This is a genomic window from Gimesia sp. (assembly GCF_048260065.1).
Classification (GTDB): domain Bacteria; phylum Planctomycetota; class Planctomycetia; order Planctomycetales; family Planctomycetaceae; genus Gimesia.
On the sequence record NZ_JBLXHC010000020.1, the window covers coordinates 43,942 to 65,595 of the forward strand.

Genomic DNA, 21,654 nt, shown 5'->3' on the forward strand with positions numbered 1-21,654 from the left:
TGCTGGCTCGTCCAACAGTGATGGTGAGCAAATCACCGTTCACCGTCCACGAAGCATTATAAAAGATGCGCACCCCACCCCCCCAGATGAAAATCCCGAACGACTGAAGATCAAAAACAGCATCATCAGGGAGTCAGAGTGATATCCTATAAAACGCTCCCCATTAGCCGCAGGGCCTTAGCCCCGGTTGTCTCCCAGCCTGCAGAAACCGCAACTGACTTTGATAAGACGAACGAAAAAGAAAGGGTGCCCCCGGATAAAATCCGGGGTTGTCGCAGACAACAGGAAACTGTCAGAGAAATCGCACAAGCAGTTTCCAGATCACCAACCAGCCTGATCGTAGGGGCACGACCCATGTGTCCGCCCGCCTGGCGAGGTACAAACCCGTTTCACACCACGATGGGAACCAATGAACCGCTCGAAATCGATTTTTCTACCACGAAAAACACGAAACCACACGAAAGTAAAAATGGGGGGGGGAAGTGTTATTACCCATCGAACCTGCCAGATCAGCCGCAGAGACTTAGCCCCGGTTGTCTCCCAACCTGCAGGAACCGCGGCCGACTTTATAAGACGAATAAAAAACAAAGGGTGCCCCCGGATGAAATCCGGGGTTGTCGTAGACAACAGGAAACAGTCAGAGAAATCACCCAACTAGGTTTCCGATCACCAACCTGCCTGATCGTAGGGGCGCGACCCATGTGTCCGCCCGCCTGGCGAGGTACAAACCAGTTTCACACCACGATGGGAACCGATGAACCGCTCGAAATCGATTTTTCTACCACGAAAAACACGAAACCACACGAAAGTAAAAATGGGGGAGAAGTGTTAGTATCCCTCGAACCTGCCAGATCAGCCGCAGGGCCTTAGCCCCGGCTGTCTCCCAGTCTGCAGAAACCGCGGCCGACTTTATCAGACGAATAAAAAACAAAGGGTGCCCCCGGATGAAATCCGGGGTTGTCGCAGACAACAGGAAACCATCAGAGAAATCGCACAAACAGTTTCCAGATCACCCACCTGTCCGCTGCAGGATTGATCTCATACCTATGTTGTGTCGCGAAAACCAGCTCCCGAAACTGACTGACTGAGACAGAAACATTTACTGATTATCTGGTCTGAGTAATGAACCACAACCATTTTCAGTCCCGGACACCTTTTACCCCACCAAGCATCACTAATCGTTCTTGACTTGAGAACTTCTTCTGTGTCATATTCTGATTTGAAAAAACAATTTACTGACTGGCATATGCCCGGATTAGATGAAATGATTGTTATTGATGAAAGAGGAAACATCCTTAAACTTTGGCCATAATGGGGTAAAATATGAGTATGACCTATGCGATAAATTTTTGGTCAAGCTCTTCGATAGATTCAATTGCAAGCAAGATAGTCGACCACTTTGGATTCAGTATGGATCCTACTCACTGCGGAAGATCCCCCACAGTAAAGACAATTACATTGCTAAAGAATAACCTAGTCTTAGATATTCAAGAGGTGCAGGAGTCAATTCAAGACTTTTATGCATTGGAATTAGATGTAAAAGTCAATCGATTTATATTGATATCTCCTGGTTCCCTATTTACGAGTATGTCTGATGACTCTGAAATGATTGTATCCATTGTTTGCGAAATTTTGCAAAGTGAATCAGGTGATCTTGTCATGCTTTTTTTAGGTGAATTCGTCATACTGATGCGTAAGGATCAAAAACTCATCATCGATGAATCATATGACTTCTGGAATAGTCGAAACGAAGCTGCCCTGACAATACCACATACGAGCGAAGCTCTTCCAAGCCTCTAGTATTGTGCCCCGCAAATCACTGAGGTTGTTCATCTCGGAATAGAATTAACTGAATTCATATCCTACTTATGAGATGACCAGAATTCGCACTCAAACGGGATGATGTCGGTATTAGTTGAAGCAGACACTTTTCTTCCATCAATAAGTCAATTTATGGAGAATCAACATATCGGAAAAGAAGACCGAACTTGGATCATTACTCGCATTGGTTATTTTATTGGTGAGTGGTTTGTACAGAAATATGGCGGGGGTTGGTACTTGAATGAAATTCCAGATACGTGTTATTTTCTTCGTTATGTGATTGGTAAATTCAATAGTATTTCAAATCAGAAAGCAATGATTGCCCCTTTTGCATGTGCTGAAAGATTTGTTGACTCTGCCTGCCCTCGCAACTTGATAAAATTTTTATTAGATGTTGAATCTGACCTAATGAGCTGTTGATGGTTTCAAACCTAAAAACGGTTTCTAGTATCTCCGATACGAACAGATAAAGCTGCCATTCGTGACAGGAACTTTAAATTGACTGCCCGAGGATCTGACCAATGCTCACCTGCGATCTATTCGAACTGAGTCTGACTTTAAAACAGAATGCTGCAGGGCACCCGGTGATTGAGTTTAGTTACTATACTGACCTCCCTGCCGGGACGCGTGTCATATTGTCATGCGAACGGACTTACAAAGACATGCAAGACGAAGAATGTGTCTGGATGGGGTATAACGAGGTGCTGTTTGTTGAACCAGCGTTTTATGGAGACTTTAATGGGGGATCAGGCCAGATTGATGTTGTGGAAAGCGACAAGGAAGCACTGGCACTGTTTAATGAGATCAACAGCAGTTTTTCGTCGGGTGTCAAAACTCCAGTCAGTGATGACATTAGAGTCGATCTCACGGTAGGGGCCCGACAGCGTCTGCGCGCCTTTGGTAAGAATAACTGCGAACTTTCCGGACAAATGGTTGAGTGCTCTGGAGGAGTTAATGTCGTTCGAGTTTCAGAAAGCTTAACGATTCCCATGCTGTCTGAACTTCAGCCAATTGAGCCCTGAATGGGTAATACCCTCAGTTATCTCCTGGAAAAGATGCTGATGGGTGACTGCTTCTTGATGAATCAATATCGCGTCCGACCTCCAATCGGCACCACGCCGAATCACCCGATCTGGAGCGTCGACCGGGAAGCCTTCGTCCGGACCGACAGTCTCTCCGTGGGCGAGAGACTACAAACCCTGAACGGCATTGCCCGTATCACTAACATCACCGCTCGCGGACCTCCGGAACCGGTATACAACCTCGAAGTCCAGGTCAAACACACCTACTTTATTGCCGACTCAGGAGTGCTGGTACATAATGGCGCGAATTGTGACTTATCTTCTATAGGCACTCAAAACGCTGCTACTCAATGGGAGACGAAAACTGGTCGTGCCTATGACCGTCGATTCAGGCGATTGTGGCGTCAGTTTGAAGGTGAGGAGATTGGAGATAATTTCAAGTCGCTTACGTTAATCGAAGGATTGCCGAAGGAGTTCAACCAGACCTGATCTTAATTAACCACAAGGAAAAGTATATTAATATTTTTGATATAACATCAAAGGCAACCGAGTCTCATCTAAAAAAAGGAATGAATTATATAAGATATTTTCAAAACAAATATCCAGGATACAATATCAAATATGACGAAAGATATTGGAAAGGTTCGGAAAGTATCATTGAAGCCCTAAATAGCCAAGGGATGAAATACTTCCCGAGTACAACACAACCATGAATGAAACAATTTTTGAATTCGTTGTCCGGCAACCGGAAAATGAAGAAGCAGGTCTAATCGAAAAGTTAATTGAAAAATTAGACTCCATTTCAGGTGTCGTGAAGGTAGACAAAGAAATCATAACTCAATCGCTTAAAATCAAAGTGAAAGTCGAATTTGATAATTCAAAATCTGCAGAGAAACTGCACCGAAAATTAATTCGAACTTTTAACCAAATGAGTGGCGTAATTCTTACTGGGGTTTCTACAAATCTTACTGATATCTATTAGGACAGAAAGAGGGCACGGGGCTGAATGGTACTGCCACTGTTCTATTGATTTGAGATCGCGCAACGGTGTCAGTGTAGCGCAGTCACATGGTTAATTTAACTTTGAGTACTCCAAATTGAAGACTTTCTGCCCTCGCGCCCCGTCCGGGACCGGGCTTCCAGATCGTCACCGGGACCTTCCAGCACGTAGCTGCACAAACCCTGGACACCTCAGTGGAAGTGGAATCCAAACCGATCGGCACGACGCCGAACCACCCGATCCGGAGCGTCGACCGGGACGCCTTCGTCCGAGCCGACAGTCTCTCCGTGGGCGAACATCTGCAGACTTTAAACGGCATCACCCGCGTCACCAGCATCACAGCCCGCGGCCCGCCAGAACCGGTCTATAACCTCGAAGTCCAGGTCAAACACACCTACTTTGTTGCCGACTCTGGCGTGCTGGTCCATAATGGTGGCTTATGCCTTAAGAAAGGTGCGGCTTCAACTGATGATGTCGCAAATTCGCGTGTACTTAATCCAGTTTCCGATCTGGCTCGTCCAGTATATAAACAAGGGCACCCAGGAAAACCTGTTGTTGATCATATTAGTGCACGAGCTGCAGGTTACCATGCAACCGATCCTAAAAATTTACATGTGAAACCCTGGGAGTGGAATGCACGTAAAGGAGCACTTGAGGGGTAGCTTCTCAAAGCGCGGCAGCAATACATAAACCAAGGTTTAACCCCCCAAACAGGCAGATGAATTATTGGTACCTGAATGGAATTGGCTCATGACTGATGTCGGTGCCACGCATTGTAGACTCTGACGTTTTGAATCGAATTCCGTTCCCTGGATCACACTAGAGAAAGAAAACAATGGCACAGTTAGAGGAAGATTCATCATGGATAGACAGATGGAATGAAATAAGAGATGCTGTCCAGGAAGTTTTGGGGGATACAGAGCCGCCCAACTCTGTTACTCCTTTTTCCTGGAAGCAATTCTTGCTTCCAGGTGCTTGCGCAATGAACTTTAATCCAACTGCTGATCGAAACGACTTTTTATCAATGACTCTTGGAATAACGCAACTACAGCAAGAAAATCAACAGACATATCCGTGGGAGTTTTCAGTTAGATCATATGATTTAATGGAATGGCCAGTAGACCTTCTTTATCAGCTAACCACTCAATGGCTTTTTGAGCAGGGAGATATATGGTTTGGCTACCGTCTGCCACTAGTTTTTTTTAAAGATAAAGAAGACATAATGTGGGCGGGTTTAAGTGATGAAATAACGGAATTGAATGTGATTGGGGCTATTCGCGCCATGTATTTCTGGACGGATGAAATGAATCTTCGCTTTAGCTATTCATCTGGCGAATTTAGCCTTCTGACAGTTGTTGCTGTTACAGAAGATGAAGATCGACTGGCCCAGGAGACTACTCCAGCTCATCTGATATTGTTAATGCAATGTTTGGGTCTGAGTCAGGTATGTGATCCATTTCGACAATCAGTATTATCATTACCAGATGCAGACCGTGAATGGTTTCGTATTCGGTCTATGTCTCATGATGCTGCCCTTGATGAACTTCAGCGAAAGTAAAAATACTTTTTCGACAATAGTTCCTGAAGCCCTGTCACTACACAAAGACGCCATGAGGGAATACGGTCGAAAGAAGATCTAAGGTGCCATGTCCTCTGTGATTTGCTCTACGCTTTCTTCCCTGGATCATCAGGGGCTTGATCTTTAAATAAATGATCGAGATCAAATCAAGAATCCTGATCCTCGAAATCGAATGAAAATTCGTTCAAGTCCAAAGAATCCGGATCCATCACCCGACAACCGCGTCTTTTCATTTCTGATTTAAGAATCTCAGCTAACTCATTATTTTCTATGATGAGTGCCATCCCCGTCGATGTGTCGAAGATCAGGGATCTCGTTCTCTGAATTTCTGGATCATACCGACTCAGGATAACCCAATGATCATCTTCCCACAGATAACTGTATTCCTGTAATTCGTCTTCCCAATTTGTCATGATATGCGATTCGTTGATTGCCTGATTACTTTTCTTTAACCAGGTACATTAAGATTCCGTGAAGTAAAAAAGGACGAATTAAAGGTGTCCGGAACCGTTGATCGATTCATCCAGGTTGTACCTCCACCAGTAGTGAAGCTGCAGCCATTTTGACTGGCACCAGTGATCCAGAACCAGTTACCCGAATCAAACACTTTTCGTGTCATTTCGTGTCTTTCGTGGTAGCAAAAATCAGTCGGATCACTCAACCAGCCGCTGGCGATCACTTTACTGGTCACTGCCTGCCATGACCTCGGCGAAATCAACGACCCATTCGATGCGTTGGAAGGTGGGTGAGATTAATTCAAATTGAGTCTGGGAAAGCCATTTCCCATTCGATTCCTCAACTCGATATCCCCTTTGCCCAGGCACAACACGTCCCATCTTTTTGCGATACAATTCCGTTTTGGATCGATTCCGAAACAGACAGCAGGAGAACTCCATAAACTCAAGCCCGCATTCATAATAAATTCGCACTCGCCACACGGAATCGGGAGAACTCCAGGAATGTTTCAGGTAACCATTGAACTGATAATCAGCCTGTTCAGCCTGTTTCCGTGCTTCATTCAAAGGCCGCGTATCCCACTCATACTGATTGGCAAGATACAGCATGCAATCAGTCATTGCTGAAAATATCATCTGCTTCTTTTTCAGCTCGGATGCCTCAACATATTTGTCAAAGGGAAACAGCCACGTAAAGATCAGCACATCCGGTTGTTCGGGATACAGATGGTGGCGTTCTTTGACCAGCGACTTGTCATCCGTAAACATCAATACGAGCTTGGCTGTTCCAGCCGTTTCAATTTTTCGGTGAATCAGTCGCAGGAACAGATTGATGCAACAGGTCACATCCCGCGCAAATTTCCCCACGAAACCATCTTTATAAGTCGAAACAATCGCCTTGTCTGCATGAATTGAGACATCTTTCAAAAACATCAATTACCCGACCTGAGTCGCCCCAGCCTGCGAGTTACGAAACAAAATTTCTAACAGTCCGTTCATACAGATAGTTCCAATAAATATTACTTCACGATTCCCTGCGAACCACATTCTTTTCGCGTCGTTTCGTGTCTCTCATGGTAGCAAAAATCCCGTTCTGGTCGAATACTCGGTAAAAGAGTATTGAAGTTGCCCATCCCCATACCTCAAATCACGGACATACCTGTTTTCAGTATTTTCAATACAATACGCTCAGCTAGAAAATGCCCTGGTCCAGTGTTGAACAGGCCAATCATCTGCTTCTGTCTTGAATTCAGATACACTCGATCGTTATATTCTCAAATAACCTATCAATTGAAAAGCAGGCACGCTTTAAATTGGTTGAATCATGATTCACTTAAACTGCTTTTGCTGTCAGTCTCTGGTAATGCTTCAACCAGACATTCATTCCAGAATCAGCAACCTTCAAAGCCCTCACTCCCTTCATATCCGCAACATTTGCAGGGGAATAAAATGAGCCTGTTCTCTCCACACGAAGGAGATCCAGACTGGTTTCTTCTTGGTAAAACCGCTGTCGGCATATCCTTCGTTGTGATTGCCCCCTTCCTGATTATGCCGACATACAGGAGTTTCAATCAGGCACGTCAAAGTGCTTCCTGGCCACAGACTGATGCTGAGATCACCAAGTCTGAAGTCGTTAAGGAGGATGTGAGAGGCAAACCATCGTGGGACCCGAAAATTTCCTATCGCTATACCGTGGACGGCAAGGACTACAACAGTTCGAATGTCAGCTGGCGCAGCTTTAACACTCCTATTTACAGCCATGCAGTAGAGGTCGCTAATAAATATCCTGTTGGCTCCGTACACAAGACCTTTTATTCTCCAGACGATCCCTCCAGGTCTGTTTTGGAATCAGGTACAAACTGGATGGTTACCCTGGGGTTATTCGCCCCTTTGCTCTTTGTTTTAATGGGTGGTTTTATCGTACGTGATCATTATACATTTTATCGCGACCGAAAGCAGAAAACCAAAAAGAAGAAGCGAAAGCAACTGAAGGCAAGTGCCGGTAACGATCCCCCAACCAGAAGACGAAAACGACGTCGACACACCGGTGATCTGGATTAAGGCAAACTTCCATCCCGGCAGCAAGGCATCAGCGCGACAAACTCAATCTGCCGTAGCATGTCATGCGCAAATACATAAAATGAGGAGGGACCATTTTTTTCTGGTTCCGAACAGATTTCTCATCACAAACGAACTGCGCGATTTTCGCGAATGATTCACCAGGAGCCGTTGATGCCCCTTCGCAGCCGAACAAAAAAACTGGTGCTCGTGTTCTTTCTCGTCTGTGCTGCTGTCTTGTCGTTCTACACGTTTCGGCTGGTTCAGAGTGGTTTTAATTATATGGTAGAGGTGAAAACGAGTAATGAGTACCTGCGAAAGGTGGCCTGGTGGATCTTAGCCTACGCAGATGAAAAAGGCACATTCCCCCGCAGCGATGAGGATCTCTTAACCTTTCAACCCGGGCATGAACTGACACATTCTTTATTCCATGATGAAAAGCGGGAAGTACGAAAGTATCCCCTGTCAACGATCGAAGCGCGAGCCCGCAGCGCTCACAACAGCGATATTGCTTATCTGTTACAAATGGTCGAAATCCACTACGCTGATCAACCCGACATCGCCCCTGTCCTTTCCGTCAATCAGAAACATGCAGAACGCGATCTAGAACGGGTCAACAACTGGTTGAAACAGGCACAGACTCAATTGAACGCCCACTGATACCAACTGTTTCAGCACTCGACACACTACTACAGAAAGGATCTAATCCCATGGCGTTTCAGACATTCGACCCCGATGACGAAGAGTCGTTCGACAAAATGCGCGAGTTCTTCAGCCCGGCACAGGTGGATCAGAGTGTGCGACAGGCTCTGCAGATGTGCTGGATGATGCTCCCTCAGGACAAACGCAATGTCGACGAACTGGAACAGCAGTTCCGCCGCATCGTCGACCGCGCACTGCAAGACCTCCGCGAAGACGACCAGGCGTTCGGGGGACCGTAAATAAATCTCGCTGTTAAAAACGAAAAATCATCCTTGATCCGGTCGAATTCGAATTGACTCCATATAGACAGAGCGGTATACTTCAATCATTCAGACGCTCGATTGCAGGAAGGACCCATTAGCCGCAGGACGTTAGCCCCGGTTGAACTTCATCTGAAATAATAGCCTTATTATTTTAGTATAACGTACAATCAAATTGTTACGTTTTTGAATGAGGCCATCCGCTTTCTTTTTTACGAATATATAAACAGACCTGTCTGTTTAATACAAACCCAGGCCCATAAAGGAGAATATCATGTCCGCACTTAAACCACCGTTCACACTCGAAACCGCCACCGCCAAGGTCCGTGCCGCGGAAGATGCCTGGAACAGCCGGGATCCGGAGAAGGTCTCTCTGGCCTATTCCCCGGATTCAAAATGGCGCAACCGGGATCAGTTCCTGCAGGGTCGTGACCAGATCCGGGAATTCCTGTCTGGTAAATGGGAGCGGGAACTCGATTACCGTCTCGTCAAAGCACTCTGGAGTTATTCCGAAAACCGTATCGGCGTCCGCTTTCAATACGAGTATCACGATGCGGCAGGTCAATGGTTTCGCGCTTACGGCAACGAGCTCTGGGAATTTGATGACGAAGGTTTGATGCGCCGCCGTGAAGCAAGCATCAACGATGTTCCCATCCCCGAAGATCAGCGTCGGTTTCACTGGCCCACCTCCGCCCCGCGCCCGGCAGAACACACAGGAATTCCGGAGGTTGCCTGAGAGATGGTAATCAGGGTCAGCTATTTAGATTCAGTCTGGCCCTGATTACGGTTGATTGAACTTTCGGCACTCACTCTCCCGACAGATCAATAGATGGCCCCGAATGTAATTCGGGGTGAGCGCAGCGAACAGGAAACAAACAGGGCAGACTCACAAATCCCAGGAAGCGAGAACGCGCGAAAATAAACCCTGAAAGAATTGTATCATTCCTTCAATCCCACCCGCGACAGATCCACGACCCAGGCATCGGGAATCCGGGTCTCAATAGCGCAGCGTGCCAGGTTGAACCAGCGTTCGGCCTGGTTCAGAATCTGACTGTCAGCGGAAGCCACAATCTGATCGGCTGCACTCAACACGGGATCAGGATCAGGCACGAGGTCGATCTCCCAGTTCCAGCCATGCTGCTCACTGATTTCCCGCAGCATCGTCTTCAACCGCCCGCTGTTGGAGACCGGCTGATCCAGCAGCCAGCGACAGCGGGAAACTTTCCACTCCGCCAGTAACTCTCCCAGAATCTGAATTGCGGGGATCGTCTCGGCCACCTTGCGATAGCTGCCGTGCATACTGGCCATGTCCCGATAGCAGCCATCACGGGCCTGCAGAATGACACCCCCCGACAACGCCGCCTCCAGCGATGTCAGCACGTTATAACCATCGATCCACAATCCCTGCGCCGCGAGGTCCTCTGCCTGAACCTGATGCGCTGCACGCCGCGCAGCTACGTCTTCACCACAGGCACAACGCCCCACAGCAGTCCGTTGTCGCGCATTGAGATCATAGCGGTCCCCCACCAGTTTCAAAGTTGAGACGGGCGCATAGCCGCGGGTCAGCAACAAGCTCAGATCCCCGGTCGCCTGGCGCAACAAAGGCTCTGCGTTGATACTAAACAGGCTCTGATCCTGCGGATGGGCACCACGATGTTGTCGCCGGTCGGGCATAGTTTTCCTCCGGCTCTTATTGTGACAGAATTCGCATGGAGAGAACAGCATCGGTCTGTGATGACGAGACACAAAATCGTGATCACGGCAAGCAGTTGCCACACTCACACTCCGTAAAATACAACGACCACAGTGACGACTCCCTCTTCAATCTGAAGACTCTGAAACAGACTGCTGCCTGTCACAATCGCATTTCCCTGTAGTATCGTGCGGCTGATTCCTTCCAGGTTTCGATGTTCATACACCACTCAGTTTCGTGTCGTTCCAGCCAGACCACTTTTTCCTCGCTCCAGCTCATCGGAAATTTGTCCACAGTCGGCATCCAAAACAGAAATGACTTTGTTCGGGATTCTTCGATTTCTTCTTGAGTCGCTACTGCACCATTCAAACCCACATATTTTGGCGGTATGGGTGAATTCTCAAGAAGACTGGATACACAATATCGAGCATAGTCACCAAGTGAATCGAGCTCGAGTAGTTCAACGATCTTACCAATGTTCGCGCTGCAGGTTTCACAGAATTGTTCAAACGTGGCACACTCCGCAAACAGTTCCGACAGTTCGTCTGCAATCTCGGGAAAACGGTCTTGAAAGGCTTCCGCCCTTTGAAGATCTTCAACATCTTCCGGCGTAGTGTTCTGTACGACATTGCAATTCTCAGGTAAAAATTGCGAATCATCTGGCGCTTCCAGAGTGACCTCCGGAACGCGAAAACCATGCATTCGCATCTTCTGCATGAACTCGTCTGGCACAGCGAAATCGTACTTGTCAACAAAATAAGTAATCAGGTCAGGCCAGATCCAGGTTCCATCGGTCTTCTTAATAGAAACAAAAGTCTGATCGGTAGGAGGGGTGGTAAACGGATCGTAAATCTCATGTCCTGAGGACAAACCCCACTCTTTTCCCTCCTCAAGATACCGCAGAATCAGGTATTTCAAAGGATGTGGCGAGTCCAGGAACTCGGCTGTTTTGATACTGGCAAGTTTGTGTCGCAGTTGCGGAACCGTTTCCCTAAAAAAACCAAAACAAATTAAGTTCTTCATTTCACTATCCCGCGTCAAAATAAAAGTGATCTCATTTTATGACAGGACCATAGGAAACCCCAATGCCCATCAAAACCGTTTACATAATCGTCCCCTTCACGGCCCTGACAGCGGGTATGACTCTGGTTCCTCTTGACAGATTTCCGGCACTGCGGGTAGAGTGCCGAGGCTCTGGTAGTAAACAATTGTGATTAAACAATAGCAGTTCATTGCCGGACGAAACAGGGCAATCATCCAAGTCCATTGAGGGCAAGTGGATGCGATTCGCCGCTGCTGTCAGAGCCACACGCAGGCCTGTCGCGGGTCCGTCAGACCGACCCGCTGGGAACAGAATGGATTACATCGAACTGGGGCCGCCCAGTCGTGAAAGGAAGCAAAGCATGCGACATTTCTTACCTCTCACTCTCTGGATGCTCACCCTGAGCGCCGCCTTTTCCCTGGTCGACGCAGCAGATTCCTCGAACGCAAAACCACCGGCGAATACCTCTCCCCTCGAATTGAAGACCTGGAAAGCACTCCAGCAACCGATTTCACTGACGATGGAAGAAATGCCTCTGTCCGAAGTGTTAAGAGAAATCTCCCGGCGGAGCGGCATTAACCTCTTCCTCGATTCCTTCGGACTGGAGGAGGTCGGCTTGACCCCCAGGACTCCCGTCACCATCGAAGTCAAAGGCATTAAGTCGAAGAGTGTTCTCAATCTATTGCTGGAACCTCTGGACCTCGCGTATGTCATGAGAGACGAAGTCGTCGTCATCACCAGCCGCACACGCTCCCTGGGAAAGCCGTACGTCGCGAGCTATCCGGTTGCCGATTTAGCGGTTCCCATTCCCCTCGCCGGTCCGGTGCCTGCTGACGAAACAGCGTCCGCAGCAAACACGCCTGCAATCGATTTCGAATCGCTCATCGACCTCATCCAGTCGACGGTAGACCCCGACAGCTGGGAGACCGTCGGCGGCAATGGCTCAATTCGCCCGCATGCGGCCTCGCAGAGTCTCGTCATCCGCCAGACCTCACAGACGCATCAGCGAATCGAGGACCTGTTAACTCGACTCCGCCGACTCCAGGACTGCCAGGTTTCGCTGGAAATGCATTTTCTCGAAAACGTACCAGAGGACTTCTGGGAACAGATCGGCCTCGATTTCGATCTCGACAAGCAGAAAACCGCCCGTCCGCAGCCACAGAACAACGGCCCCCTCGGAGGCATCATCCTCACAGACAAAGAAGTGGCCCTGCTGTTGAACGAGGCACAAAGCAAAGCCCGGACAAATCTGATCCAGGCGCCCCAGGTCACCCTGCTCAATGCACAGACGGCTGGCGTGACGAACTACACCACCGGCGGCAAACAGCACCCGCTGCAGCACCCCTGCTATATCCAGCCGGTCATTTCCGCAGACCGCCGTGACGTCCGTCTCAACCTGCGGGTCAGCAACCCCCAATCGTCTGCTGCCGCCATGTGGACCTGCGTGAATACGGTTCCCGATCACCAGACGATCCTCATCGAACTCGTCCAGCAGAAAGCGAACCAGACAGGAGTCCCTGTCACGGATAAAAAAACCGATGCGAAAGTGTTCAAGAATACCAGCGCCGAGCAGACCCGCAGTTTCCTGTTAATCCGCCCGAAAATCATCGTGCAGGAGGAAGAAGAAAAAGCCCTCTTTTCCGGCCCGCAAAAATGAAATCATTCTCTGCCCGCAAATCAGCAGAGTTGGCTCATAATTCCAGAGGGTCATTCTTCACGCTGTCAACAGCACGAAATGTTCTGTTTCCTTCCAGATAAGACTGCATATTGTCAGCATCTTTCCAATCAGATTTCTTTGTTCGCCCCCGATGTAAACCAGGAAACTGCAAACGCAAGCATCACAAACGGAAAAGAAAGAACTGCGCCAAACGAAGTGAATTCCTTCACTGAAAACATGAAATACGACCATCCATTCCATTTCGGAATTTCTTCAACTTTGCCCGTGTAGCAACTGAGTATCCCCCCCATGATCGCCCCCAGAGCAACGAAGCAACACCACACAAGAACGGCAACAACCACCGACCGTAAAAATCGCCACAGTCGTGATGGCCTTGCCAATGCATGTCCGTCAGCGCTGTGTGTTGCTGGTGTCGGAATTGGATTACTCACAGCAGGCCTCCGCGGCGACGTATCCAGCGCCTGATCAGGGGGCAGTTTGATGAGAGAGTAGCGCGAGCGTTCGAGCCCAGATGAATGCGAGGAACAGCATCCCCCCACAATAAAGTGCGTTGACGCCTGAAACGCGCGCTCCGAAACCCAAATGTACGATCGCCGCGACCACGTTCAAAGCCAGAACACAACTCAATAAAATCGACCACTTGCCGTGAACAGGGAATACGTCATGCACTTTTCGCCCGCCCAGCCATAAAACCAACGGCACGGCGATGAGGGAAACCAGAATCGAAGTCGCAAACAGAGTTTCGAACATTATGAGAACCTGAAATTCACTGCTTGAGTTCGGCAAAACCCATCAAGGGTAACATTAGTATATATTCGTTGAACGAATCGCGAATTGTCAAGAGAATATTGACGAAAGCATTATCAACAAAGCAGACAAACGAAAAAAGCGGCTGGCGCTGGTACCCGGAAACCACGTCACCACGTTGAACACAGCGTCACTGAAGCCGCCAACCGCAGCCAGCACCAGGTCGAGTCTACTCTGTTCATCGCACAGGAAATCCGAGTCTACGGTGAAAGAATCTGTTAAGAACTTCCCAGCCCACAGAATAGATGACTCCCCCAGTCAAATCCAGATCAACGTGTCTCTGATGCTCAGCACATCACATCGAGTCCATCTCACGCCAGTGCCCCACCGCACGACGTACACTTTTGACGAGTAGTTCATCCTGCTCCGGTCCCACAGCCTGTTGTACCAGGCTGAAGACATCCACAATCGCCATCACATTTTCAGCCGCTTCCGCCAGCCAGTCGCGCAGTTCCTCAGGCTCCTCCGGTGGATTGTCCCAGCCTTCGGGGTCATACCCCGCCAGATACCAGGCCATGCAGGCAGCATCTCCCAGTGACGTATGAGCTGACGCAGGTGGGTTGCGAGTCAGGCTCCACCACAGATCGCCCAGGCGCCGCAAGTCATCGACCGACTGTGAACTCTCCAGCCAGATGTGTAACTCTGTCAGCACCCTCTCGACAAACTCAACATCAGCACGTTCCGCAGGCGTCTCACTCAGGGCGACCTCCAGCACAGCCACCGCAGCCAGCACCGCCGGCTGTTTTCCGAGATCCATCAGAACGATCGCCCAGTCAGCCAGTTCCCCGGCTGGCAAGGCGCGCTCGGGAAAACACAATGCTTCTGCGAGCAGTGCATCACGCTCGGCTGGTGTAACCCCCGTCTCCAGGGGCTCCGGTGGCTGACCACCCCGCCCCAGCGCGCGATCGATGATTTCATAGTCCATATGTGGCAACCCCTGAAGATTAAATCCATCGAATGCAGGCCAGATTGCGCTGCTTGATTAGAATGCGTCATTGCCAATGGCAAGAAACTCGAAACTTCTCCCCTTTATCAGCCCGGGACACAATCACAAATCCAGAGCGCATCACATTTAACCATATCGCCTGTCAATCTAATGTACTCGTTCAAATGGACCTGGAGAAGCGACAGTAAAACGGGACACAGTCTAGAAACCAGCAAATTCAAACTTTGCCCGTTCCTGACCACAACGCGGACATTTCACAATCTGGTCGCCGCGTATCCCCAATCCAGTCATCAGTGTCGCATTCTCGCCAAATTGTTCTGCAAAGCATTCCTCAATGGAAGAATCAAGACGATCGAAAAACTCATCCTCGGACTCACCTTCCCGTGGTTGGATACAAATACAATGTAACTTTTCGTCATCGTCCACAACTACGGGAACGTAATAATCGGGTGATGAAAAAAGGTCTCTCCCATAACCTTGAACGTTAGATACGAATCCACAGGAGCATGTTAATTTAAAACACCACATCAGGATGTTCCTTATTTTCCTGGAGCCTGAAAAAGAGGAATCTCTCTCTTATAATAGATCGACTCCCTTCAGTCACCAACGACCTCACATATTGATCAGGAAAACAACAGTTTATGGACTCATTGGATTAGACCCGCAATTCAGTCAAAAGAATCAACAGGCGTTTGGTACCTGCTGTTTCGATGAGAAGTATCCCTGCACTGAAGCCTATCGTTCGGTCGCACATTGATGGGGATGCGGGGCATGCAGAGCTGAGTCCTGTGTTTCCTCATCACACCCGTTGACAGCGACATCGGAAGTCACGCCTCAATCCAGGTGGGAAACCACTTCCTGAAGACGTTCTCTCCGGCGATTGACCATTTCCTGTCGCCAGTCACAGTCAAACGTCTGGTCCTGTTGACGCGCGATTTTGTCCAAACGTCGGAGGGCGGCCCTGGTCTTCTCAATCCGGCGGAGCACTTCGTCCTTCGCGACACGCAGCTCACTGGCCACGACTTGCGGTGACTGATACCAGAAATCTTCTGCAGGTTGCATGCCCACAGCCCAACGGACTGCGGCGAGCCGGATATCAAGTATCAGCAGACTGATACTGAACTCTAATGGAACGTTGCGTTTCCCGGGAAGCGCCTGTTTGAAGACGTCTAACACGCCGGACATGCGATCGCCAGGATCTCCGTTGGTCGCATCAAGCAGTCGCGCACGTACCTGTTTTTCGATGGCTTCCTGGACGCGTATCATATCCGCATATTCCATGGCGACCAGACGTTGCTGCTGTGCATAATGAAACGCGTCTTCAGCACGACCATCAAACAGGGCAAGTTCAGCCCTGGCGTTCGCCAGGTCGGCTCGATATCCCAGGCATTCGGTCTCGCCATCACGCTCAATGATTTTTATCCAGTCTTCGGCCTGCGAACGTCGATTCAGTCGCAGGTTCGCCAGGCATCCGGCTGCAGCAGTTGCGTGAGCGTGATTCATGGTTGCATCACCGCGTTCCGACCACGCCAGCTCTATGGCATTGAGGGCCTTCTCATGCTTGCCCTGAGCTTCCAAAAATTCAAACTCACAGAATCGTAAGTCGGCAACGACTCCGTCATGAGCGTTTTCAGCAAGACTTTCCAGTTCCGCAAGCCGCGCTTCTAACTGCGTCAAGTCGGGATTGTAAAGCCGCAGCAAATCAACAGTCATTTCTCTCATAGAGAACAAAGACTCGTGGTTCGGCGCCTCCCAGGCTTCCATGGAAAGCAGTCGATTCAAGGCTTCCAGCGGTTTTCCCGCACGCTTAAGGCAAGTCACCTCACTCAACCCCAACTGGAATGCAATTTTGTCGTTGCCAGCCTGCTTCGCATCGTTGCAGAGTTGCCCCAGCAGCATTCCCGCTTCCTCAAAGCGTCCCTGTCTGTAAGCTTCGTGCGCATGCTCTTTCAGAATGTTTGCATCGTATTCCATTAATGGCAGCCTTCAATTCAGTGTTTTGTGAACGTGATCAAGAAGTATACTGGCGAAGCTATTATTGTTCATCCAGGCAGTCGGCGGATCTTCCCCCTGTATATCCCCACCTGAATCGTCAACTGATTCCTGATTACGCCTCGTTGACAACGATAGCGGAAGTCACGCCTCAATCCAGGTGGGAAACAATCTCCTGGAGCCGCTCTCTCCGAAGATTGCCCATTTCCTGGCGCCAGTCACAGCCAAACGCCTGATCCACTCGACGCGCGATTCTGTCCGTACGTTGGAGGGCAGCCTGTGTCTTCTCAATCCGGCGGATCACTTCGTCTTTCGTGACACGCAGCGCACTGGCCACGACTTGCGGTGACTGATACCAGAAATCTTCTGCAGGTTGCATGCCCACAGCCCAGCGTACTGCGGCGAGCCGGATGTCAAGCATCAGTAGACTGAAACTGAACTCTAATTGAACGCTGCGTTTCCCGGGAAGCGCCTGTTTGAGAACGTCTATCACGTCGGACCTGCGATCGACGGGATCACCGTTTGTCGCATCAAGCAGTCGCGCACGTACCTGTTTTTCAATGGCGTCGTGGACGCGCTTCATATCCGCATATTCCATGGCGACCAGGCGTGACTGCTGTGCATAATGAAACGCGTCCTCAGCACGACCGTCATAAAGGGCAAGTTCAGCACAAGAGTCCGCGAGGTCGGCGCGATATCCCGGGCATTCGGTCTCGCCATCACGTTCCATAATTCTTATCCAGTCTTCGGCCTGCGCACGTCGATTCAGGCGCAGGTTCGCCAGGCATCCGTTAGAAGCAATTGCATGAGCATGGTTCATGGTCTCTGCGCCGCGCTCCGACCAGGCCAGCTCTGTGGCATTGAGCGCCTTCTCATCTTTGCCCTGATCTTCCAAAAACAGAAATTCATACAACCAGAAGTCGGCAACAACTCCGTCAAGAGCGTTTCTGGCAAGACTTTCCAGTTCTGCAAGCCGCGTTTCTAACTGCGTCTTATCGGGATTGTAAAGCCGCAGCAGATTGAAAATCTCTTCTCTCATTTGGCACAAAGACTCATGGTCCGGCGCATCCCACGACTCCATGGAAAGCAGCCGATTCAATGCGCCCAGCGGTTTACCCGATCGCAGCAGGCTTTGCGATTCGTCCAAACCCAACTGGAATGCGAATTCGTCTTCGCCTGCCTTCTTCGCATCGTTGCATAGTTGCCCATACAGCACTCCTGCTTCCGCAAAGCGTCCCTGCCTGTAAGCCTCGTACGCATGATCTATCAGTATATATGCTTCCGGTCCCATTTGCTAAAGCCTTCAATTCAGTGATTTGTGGACGTTATCAAGAAGTATGCTGGCGAAGCCCTTATGTTCATCCAGGCAGTCGGCGAGATCTTCCGCGGTCACTTTTCGCCAGCGTTCTTCGGTAGGGAATCTGCTCACCAGGGTACGAACGATTAATGCGTCCAGCGTGACTGGCTTAAACAGCTCAACGAGTCTACGGGAGGAGAGAAAACGCTGCCGCGCAGAATCCTTGAGCAGCTTCGCGATGTGGACATCGTTCTGCATTTCGTGGTCGAGATACTCCACCAGCGCCTTGTCTCCTCGCTCGCTGTAGTCAATACAATTCTGATTGCCTGGATCGAAGCTCATCTCCTCTCGCAGTTCGTGCGTCTCGTCCCGCAGAAACACAGCGGGACGTGAGCGGGGATCAAAGCGAACGGCGCCGGCTTCAAGCATCTGCTGCGGTTGCATGGTCGTAGACTCGACAATAAATGCGTCAGCCCGATTCATCAGCCGACGAATGCCGTCGGTCGATTTCTGCTTCAAGTCACGAGCCAGGAGCAACTCACATTTCCAGCGGTCTTCGACAACGGTGCGGACGGCGTCGATGATGTCGTCAAATTCCGCAGCCTCTGGTGTCACCATGAAGATACAGCGGTGCTGTCGTTCCGGATTTTTCGCAGGCACCACATCCAGTTCGGGCTGGTCCCTCTCCGGTTGCAGCAATACCGCCTCTTCCATATCAGACACGGTTTCCCAGTATCTCATCAATAGCCGATGCATCTGCTGATTCAGAATCTGAGTATTTTCCGTAGTTAAGAGGTCCTGATTAAAGAGAATCGCGTTGTTGTAGATTCCGCTGAGAATCTCAGCCACTTCCGGTTCGCCGAACAACTCGGGATGTTCGGCAATATCACGAATCAGGCTGTTGTCCGCATTAATGGTGAGCCGCATCGATTCTGCCGTGGTCATCTTGAGCAGTGTCTCCGCCATCTCACGCATACTCTGTGGTGTATTAGGCTGATTCAGCAGATCCTCTGCCTGGTGGTGCATCTCGGAACGCTCGGTGGTGCGAATCAGTGCAGCCAGGTCTGCTGGCTTGAACTTCCGGGCCTCGACACGGATTGATCTGCCTCGGGGCTTAACCACCTGTTCCATGCGTGTTGCCAGACGTTGAAAGCGAACCTCTTCCTGATGTTCCTCCAGGTGGCGAAAGATATTCGGGTCATCAATCTGATCGACGCGTATAATTTTAATGGACACGTCTTCGAACTTTGCGTATTGCTCCAGCAGCAACATTTCAAAGGGTCCACTGGCGTCAATCACCAGCGAGTTTGCAGATTCCGCCATATTGAAATACTGATTCGCCGAGAGCGCCGTTGAGAAACAGGGCAGGGCCTGGGGCCCGGATTCCGACTTAGGCAACGCCGAAAGAATTTCAGGCAGGCGTCGCCAGTAATATCCGCTATAGCTCTCCTCTTCACTCGACTTACCACCACAATTCGTCCGCCATTCGAGCAGGTTGGCCACGTTGCGGAACAGTTCATCGTATTCGTAGCAGGCTGCCTTGATGCCGATATCATGGTATTTCAGGATTCTCTGAAAGCGCTGTGGCTCGTCCAGCGAAAGTTCACGTAAGCGTTCAATGATGAGGAGTCCGAATTCCTTTTTGATGCGATCGGTCGTCTCGTCATGCACGAAGTTGTCACGCGCAGCGGTGGGGGTGATTGCGGAAGTATTGATTACTCCCCGGACAAACCGGGCCCACGGCGGCAGCAGATCCGTCGTTTCACACAGAAACATTCTCTGTAGATAAAGCCTCACCTTTCCCGGAGGCTGTTCATGGTGAGGCAGCGAACGCTGGTCGGAAATGTAAAGGACCCCTTGCGTTGGACCAGGGTCCGCGATGTCGACATCAATGATGGCAAGCGGGCTGTCGGGCATGGTCTTTGCCAGATAGGCTTGTGTTTCCCGGGTACGCGTCTCCCCGTTCAATTCGTCACGTTCCCAGGGCATAATCATCTGGTTGATCGGTTCACGGCTGCCGTTCAGATGAATCGGCACTTTCAGCATGTCGGCATATTTACGAATGACATTGTCGACTTCTTCCGGATGGATGACCCCTTTGTCCGCTTCCCCATTCAGAAAGACCGTCACGGTCGTTCCAAATGAATCTTTACTGACCTTGGTTACCGTGTAATCCTCTGTGCCGCTGTTTGACCACTTCCACCCATCGTCGTCCCCCACCTTCCGTGTTTCGACTTCGACCCGCTCAGCCACGATGAACGCCGAGAGAAAGCCGATGCCAAACTGGCCCACCAATCCGGTAACGTCCCCCTTTTCAAGTCGTGTGGCACCGCGGCCGATGACAGCCAGGTATTCGCGGATGTCATTCAAGTCCATGCCGAGCCCGTTATCGCGGATAATGAACTGCAGTTCGTCTGGTCGGCTTTCGACATCGATCCTGGGCGAAAACGCATCGGGTTCACGTGACTGGCGACGCAGTATCCCATCATGTGCGTTCTGGATGAGCTCGCGGATGAAGACCCGTTTTTCGCTATACAGATTCTTGGCCAGCAGCTGGATTAAACCTTGGAAATCAAATTCCATCTTGGGCATAGTGTCACCTTTTATTTAAAGTCGAATCAGTGGATTCGATTGAGTACGCAGGGTTGCTGAGTCGCGGGCTGCTTTCGCAATACCTTGCACTGCGGGCTTCCTCAGTAGCGAACATGGGAGAGTCTCCTCTGACAAGACAGCATGTGCTGAACGAAACGCGAACTGAATCATTCATCAACGACAGGGTAAGTGTAATTTTGTTTAACCAAGCTGCGTTGTCAAGTAAAGACTGCCCCAGGGTGCGCTCCAGGCGGAACATTCAAGAATCATTGCCGCTCTGGTACACCACTTCATACAACTCCGGGTTATGGTGCAAAGGGCGATGGCTGATCGCGAAGAGTACCATTTCGTTAGTGACTTCGCCGGTCTTGGCATCACATCGCTCATTGAATTCGAAATGAACGCCACTTTTAAATTCGATTCTTTCTCGATCAGATCCTGATCTTCTGACAATTCGAAATGAGATCTGTTCGTCATGCAGGAAATCGACAACCTCCGGGAAGGCAAAATCTTTTCCCGCCTTTAAAAACCAGGGATCGATTCGGAAATACTTGTTTCGATATAAAAACATGTCACCATGATTCAGACAATCCGCCTGCAGGTGATCGTTCTGCATGGTGTGTATTTCCCCGGTATCATTATGATAGAAAAACTCATAACAACCATAAAGGAATCCACCGGAAGCGCTTTGACCAATTTGACTCACAACC

The 21,654-nt window shown here is 49.8% G+C and carries 23 protein-coding genes; 13 read left to right on the top strand and 10 right to left on the bottom strand.

The features are described from left to right. Positions 1-138 precede the first annotated feature (138 nt). From ACN0YN_RS26955 to ACN0YN_RS26990, 8 genes are all read left to right on the top strand, one after another. On the top strand, positions 139-870 hold the full coding sequence (locus ACN0YN_RS26955) for a hypothetical protein (RefSeq protein ID WP_417388070.1): 732 nt from the start codon (positions 139-141) through the stop codon (positions 868-870). Positions 871-1,323: 453 nt separating this feature from the next. After that, entirely contained in the window at positions 1,324-1,800 is a 477-nt protein-coding gene (locus ACN0YN_RS26960; RefSeq protein WP_417388071.1) for a SitI3 family protein, read from the top strand. A gap of 153 nt (positions 1,801-1,953) precedes the next feature. After that, positions 1,954-2,241, top strand: a complete 288-nt coding sequence (locus ACN0YN_RS26965; RefSeq protein WP_417388072.1) for a hypothetical protein — start codon at positions 1,954-1,956, stop codon at positions 2,239-2,241. Between the two features lie 101 nt (positions 2,242-2,342). After that, positions 2,343-2,843 (top strand): hypothetical protein, encoded by a 501-nt coding sequence (locus ACN0YN_RS26970; protein ID WP_417388073.1) that lies wholly within the window; start codon positions 2,343-2,345, stop codon positions 2,841-2,843. Beyond that, a complete protein-coding gene (locus ACN0YN_RS26975) occupies positions 2,844-3,332 on the top strand; it encodes a Hint domain-containing protein (RefSeq protein WP_417388074.1) in 489 nt (162 codons plus the stop codon). 220 nt (positions 3,333-3,552) lie between these two features. Next, positions 3,553-3,825, top strand: a complete 273-nt coding sequence (locus ACN0YN_RS26980) for a hypothetical protein (RefSeq protein WP_417388075.1) — start codon at positions 3,553-3,555, stop codon at positions 3,823-3,825. Between the two features lie 212 nt (positions 3,826-4,037). Beyond that, the gene (locus ACN0YN_RS26985) at positions 4,038-4,505 is read left to right on the top strand and encodes a Hint domain-containing protein (protein ID WP_417388076.1); all 468 of its coding nucleotides are present in this window, start codon (positions 4,038-4,040) and stop codon (positions 4,503-4,505) included. A 173-nt stretch (positions 4,506-4,678) separates the two neighbouring features. Then, positions 4,679-5,401, top strand: coding sequence for a hypothetical protein (locus tag ACN0YN_RS26990; RefSeq protein WP_417388077.1), 723 nt, complete (start codon positions 4,679-4,681; stop codon positions 5,399-5,401). A 701-nt stretch (positions 5,402-6,102) separates the two neighbouring features. Here the strand turns inward: ACN0YN_RS26990 and ACN0YN_RS26995 are convergent. Then, entirely contained in the window at positions 6,103-6,810 is a 708-nt protein-coding gene (locus ACN0YN_RS26995; protein ID WP_417388078.1) for a hypothetical protein, read from the bottom strand. A gap of 516 nt (positions 6,811-7,326) precedes the next feature. Here ACN0YN_RS26995 and ACN0YN_RS27000 point away from each other — a divergent pair. From ACN0YN_RS27000 to ACN0YN_RS27015, 4 genes are all read left to right on the top strand, one after another. Beyond that, positions 7,327-7,938 (top strand): DUF3592 domain-containing protein, encoded by a 612-nt coding sequence (locus ACN0YN_RS27000; protein ID WP_417388079.1) that lies wholly within the window; start codon positions 7,327-7,329, stop codon positions 7,936-7,938. Between the two features lie 171 nt (positions 7,939-8,109). Continuing rightward, positions 8,110-8,595 carry a hypothetical protein gene (locus ACN0YN_RS27005; RefSeq protein ID WP_417388080.1) on the top strand — a complete coding sequence of 162 codons (486 nt, stop codon included), beginning with the start codon at positions 8,110-8,112 and terminating at the stop codon, positions 8,593-8,595. A gap of 50 nt (positions 8,596-8,645) precedes the next feature. After that, positions 8,646-8,876 carry a hypothetical protein gene (locus ACN0YN_RS27010; RefSeq protein WP_417388081.1) on the top strand — a complete coding sequence of 77 codons (231 nt, stop codon included), beginning with the start codon at positions 8,646-8,648 and terminating at the stop codon, positions 8,874-8,876. A gap of 295 nt (positions 8,877-9,171) precedes the next feature. Further along, positions 9,172-9,633, top strand: coding sequence for a DUF1348 family protein (locus ACN0YN_RS27015; protein ID WP_417388082.1), 462 nt, complete (start codon positions 9,172-9,174; stop codon positions 9,631-9,633). Between the two features lie 203 nt (positions 9,634-9,836). Here ACN0YN_RS27015 and ACN0YN_RS27020 read toward each other — a convergent pair whose 3' ends face one another. Together ACN0YN_RS27020 and ACN0YN_RS27025 are read right to left on the bottom strand one after the other, a co-directional pair. Further along, positions 9,837-10,571 carry a DUF434 domain-containing protein gene (locus ACN0YN_RS27020; protein WP_417388083.1) on the bottom strand — a complete coding sequence of 245 codons (735 nt, stop codon included), beginning with the start codon at positions 10,569-10,571 and terminating at the stop codon, positions 9,837-9,839. A 181-nt stretch (positions 10,572-10,752) separates the two neighbouring features. Then, positions 10,753-11,613: a hypothetical protein gene (locus tag ACN0YN_RS27025; RefSeq protein ID WP_417388084.1), complete on the bottom strand. Its 861-nt coding sequence runs from the start codon at positions 11,611-11,613 to the stop codon at positions 10,753-10,755. Positions 11,614-11,993: 380 nt separating this feature from the next. On the opposite strand from ACN0YN_RS27025, the gene ACN0YN_RS27030 reads away from it, so the two are divergent. Next, positions 11,994-13,289, top strand: a complete 1,296-nt coding sequence (locus ACN0YN_RS27030; RefSeq protein WP_417388085.1) for a hypothetical protein — start codon at positions 11,994-11,996, stop codon at positions 13,287-13,289. Between the two features lie 486 nt (positions 13,290-13,775). On the opposite strand, the gene ACN0YN_RS27035 is transcribed toward ACN0YN_RS27030, so the two are convergent. From ACN0YN_RS27035 to ACN0YN_RS27065, 7 genes are all read right to left on the bottom strand, one after another. Beyond that, positions 13,776-14,060, bottom strand: a complete 285-nt coding sequence (locus ACN0YN_RS27035; protein WP_417388086.1) for a hypothetical protein — start codon at positions 14,058-14,060, stop codon at positions 13,776-13,778. Positions 14,061-14,412: 352 nt separating this feature from the next. After that, positions 14,413-15,042: a hypothetical protein gene (locus ACN0YN_RS27040; protein ID WP_417388087.1), complete on the bottom strand. Its 630-nt coding sequence runs from the start codon at positions 15,040-15,042 to the stop codon at positions 14,413-14,415. A gap of 222 nt (positions 15,043-15,264) precedes the next feature. Next, complete coding sequence (locus ACN0YN_RS27045; RefSeq protein WP_417388088.1) at positions 15,265-15,591, bottom strand: hypothetical protein; 327 nt, start codon at positions 15,589-15,591, stop codon at positions 15,265-15,267. 306 nt (positions 15,592-15,897) lie between these two features. After that, on the bottom strand, positions 15,898-17,037 hold the full coding sequence (locus ACN0YN_RS27050) for a hypothetical protein (protein WP_417388089.1): 1,140 nt from the start codon (positions 17,035-17,037) through the stop codon (positions 15,898-15,900). A 169-nt stretch (positions 17,038-17,206) separates the two neighbouring features. Then, positions 17,207-18,346 (bottom strand): hypothetical protein, encoded by a 1,140-nt coding sequence (locus ACN0YN_RS27055; RefSeq protein WP_417388090.1) that lies wholly within the window; start codon positions 18,344-18,346, stop codon positions 17,207-17,209. A gap of 12 nt (positions 18,347-18,358) precedes the next feature. Continuing rightward, a complete protein-coding gene (locus ACN0YN_RS27060; protein WP_417388091.1) occupies positions 18,359-20,944 on the bottom strand; it encodes an ATP-binding protein in 2,586 nt (861 codons plus the stop codon). Positions 20,945-21,203: 259 nt separating this feature from the next. After that, a complete protein-coding gene (locus ACN0YN_RS27065; protein ID WP_417388092.1) occupies positions 21,204-21,650 on the bottom strand; it encodes a hypothetical protein in 447 nt (148 codons plus the stop codon). Positions 21,651-21,654 lie beyond the last annotated feature (4 nt).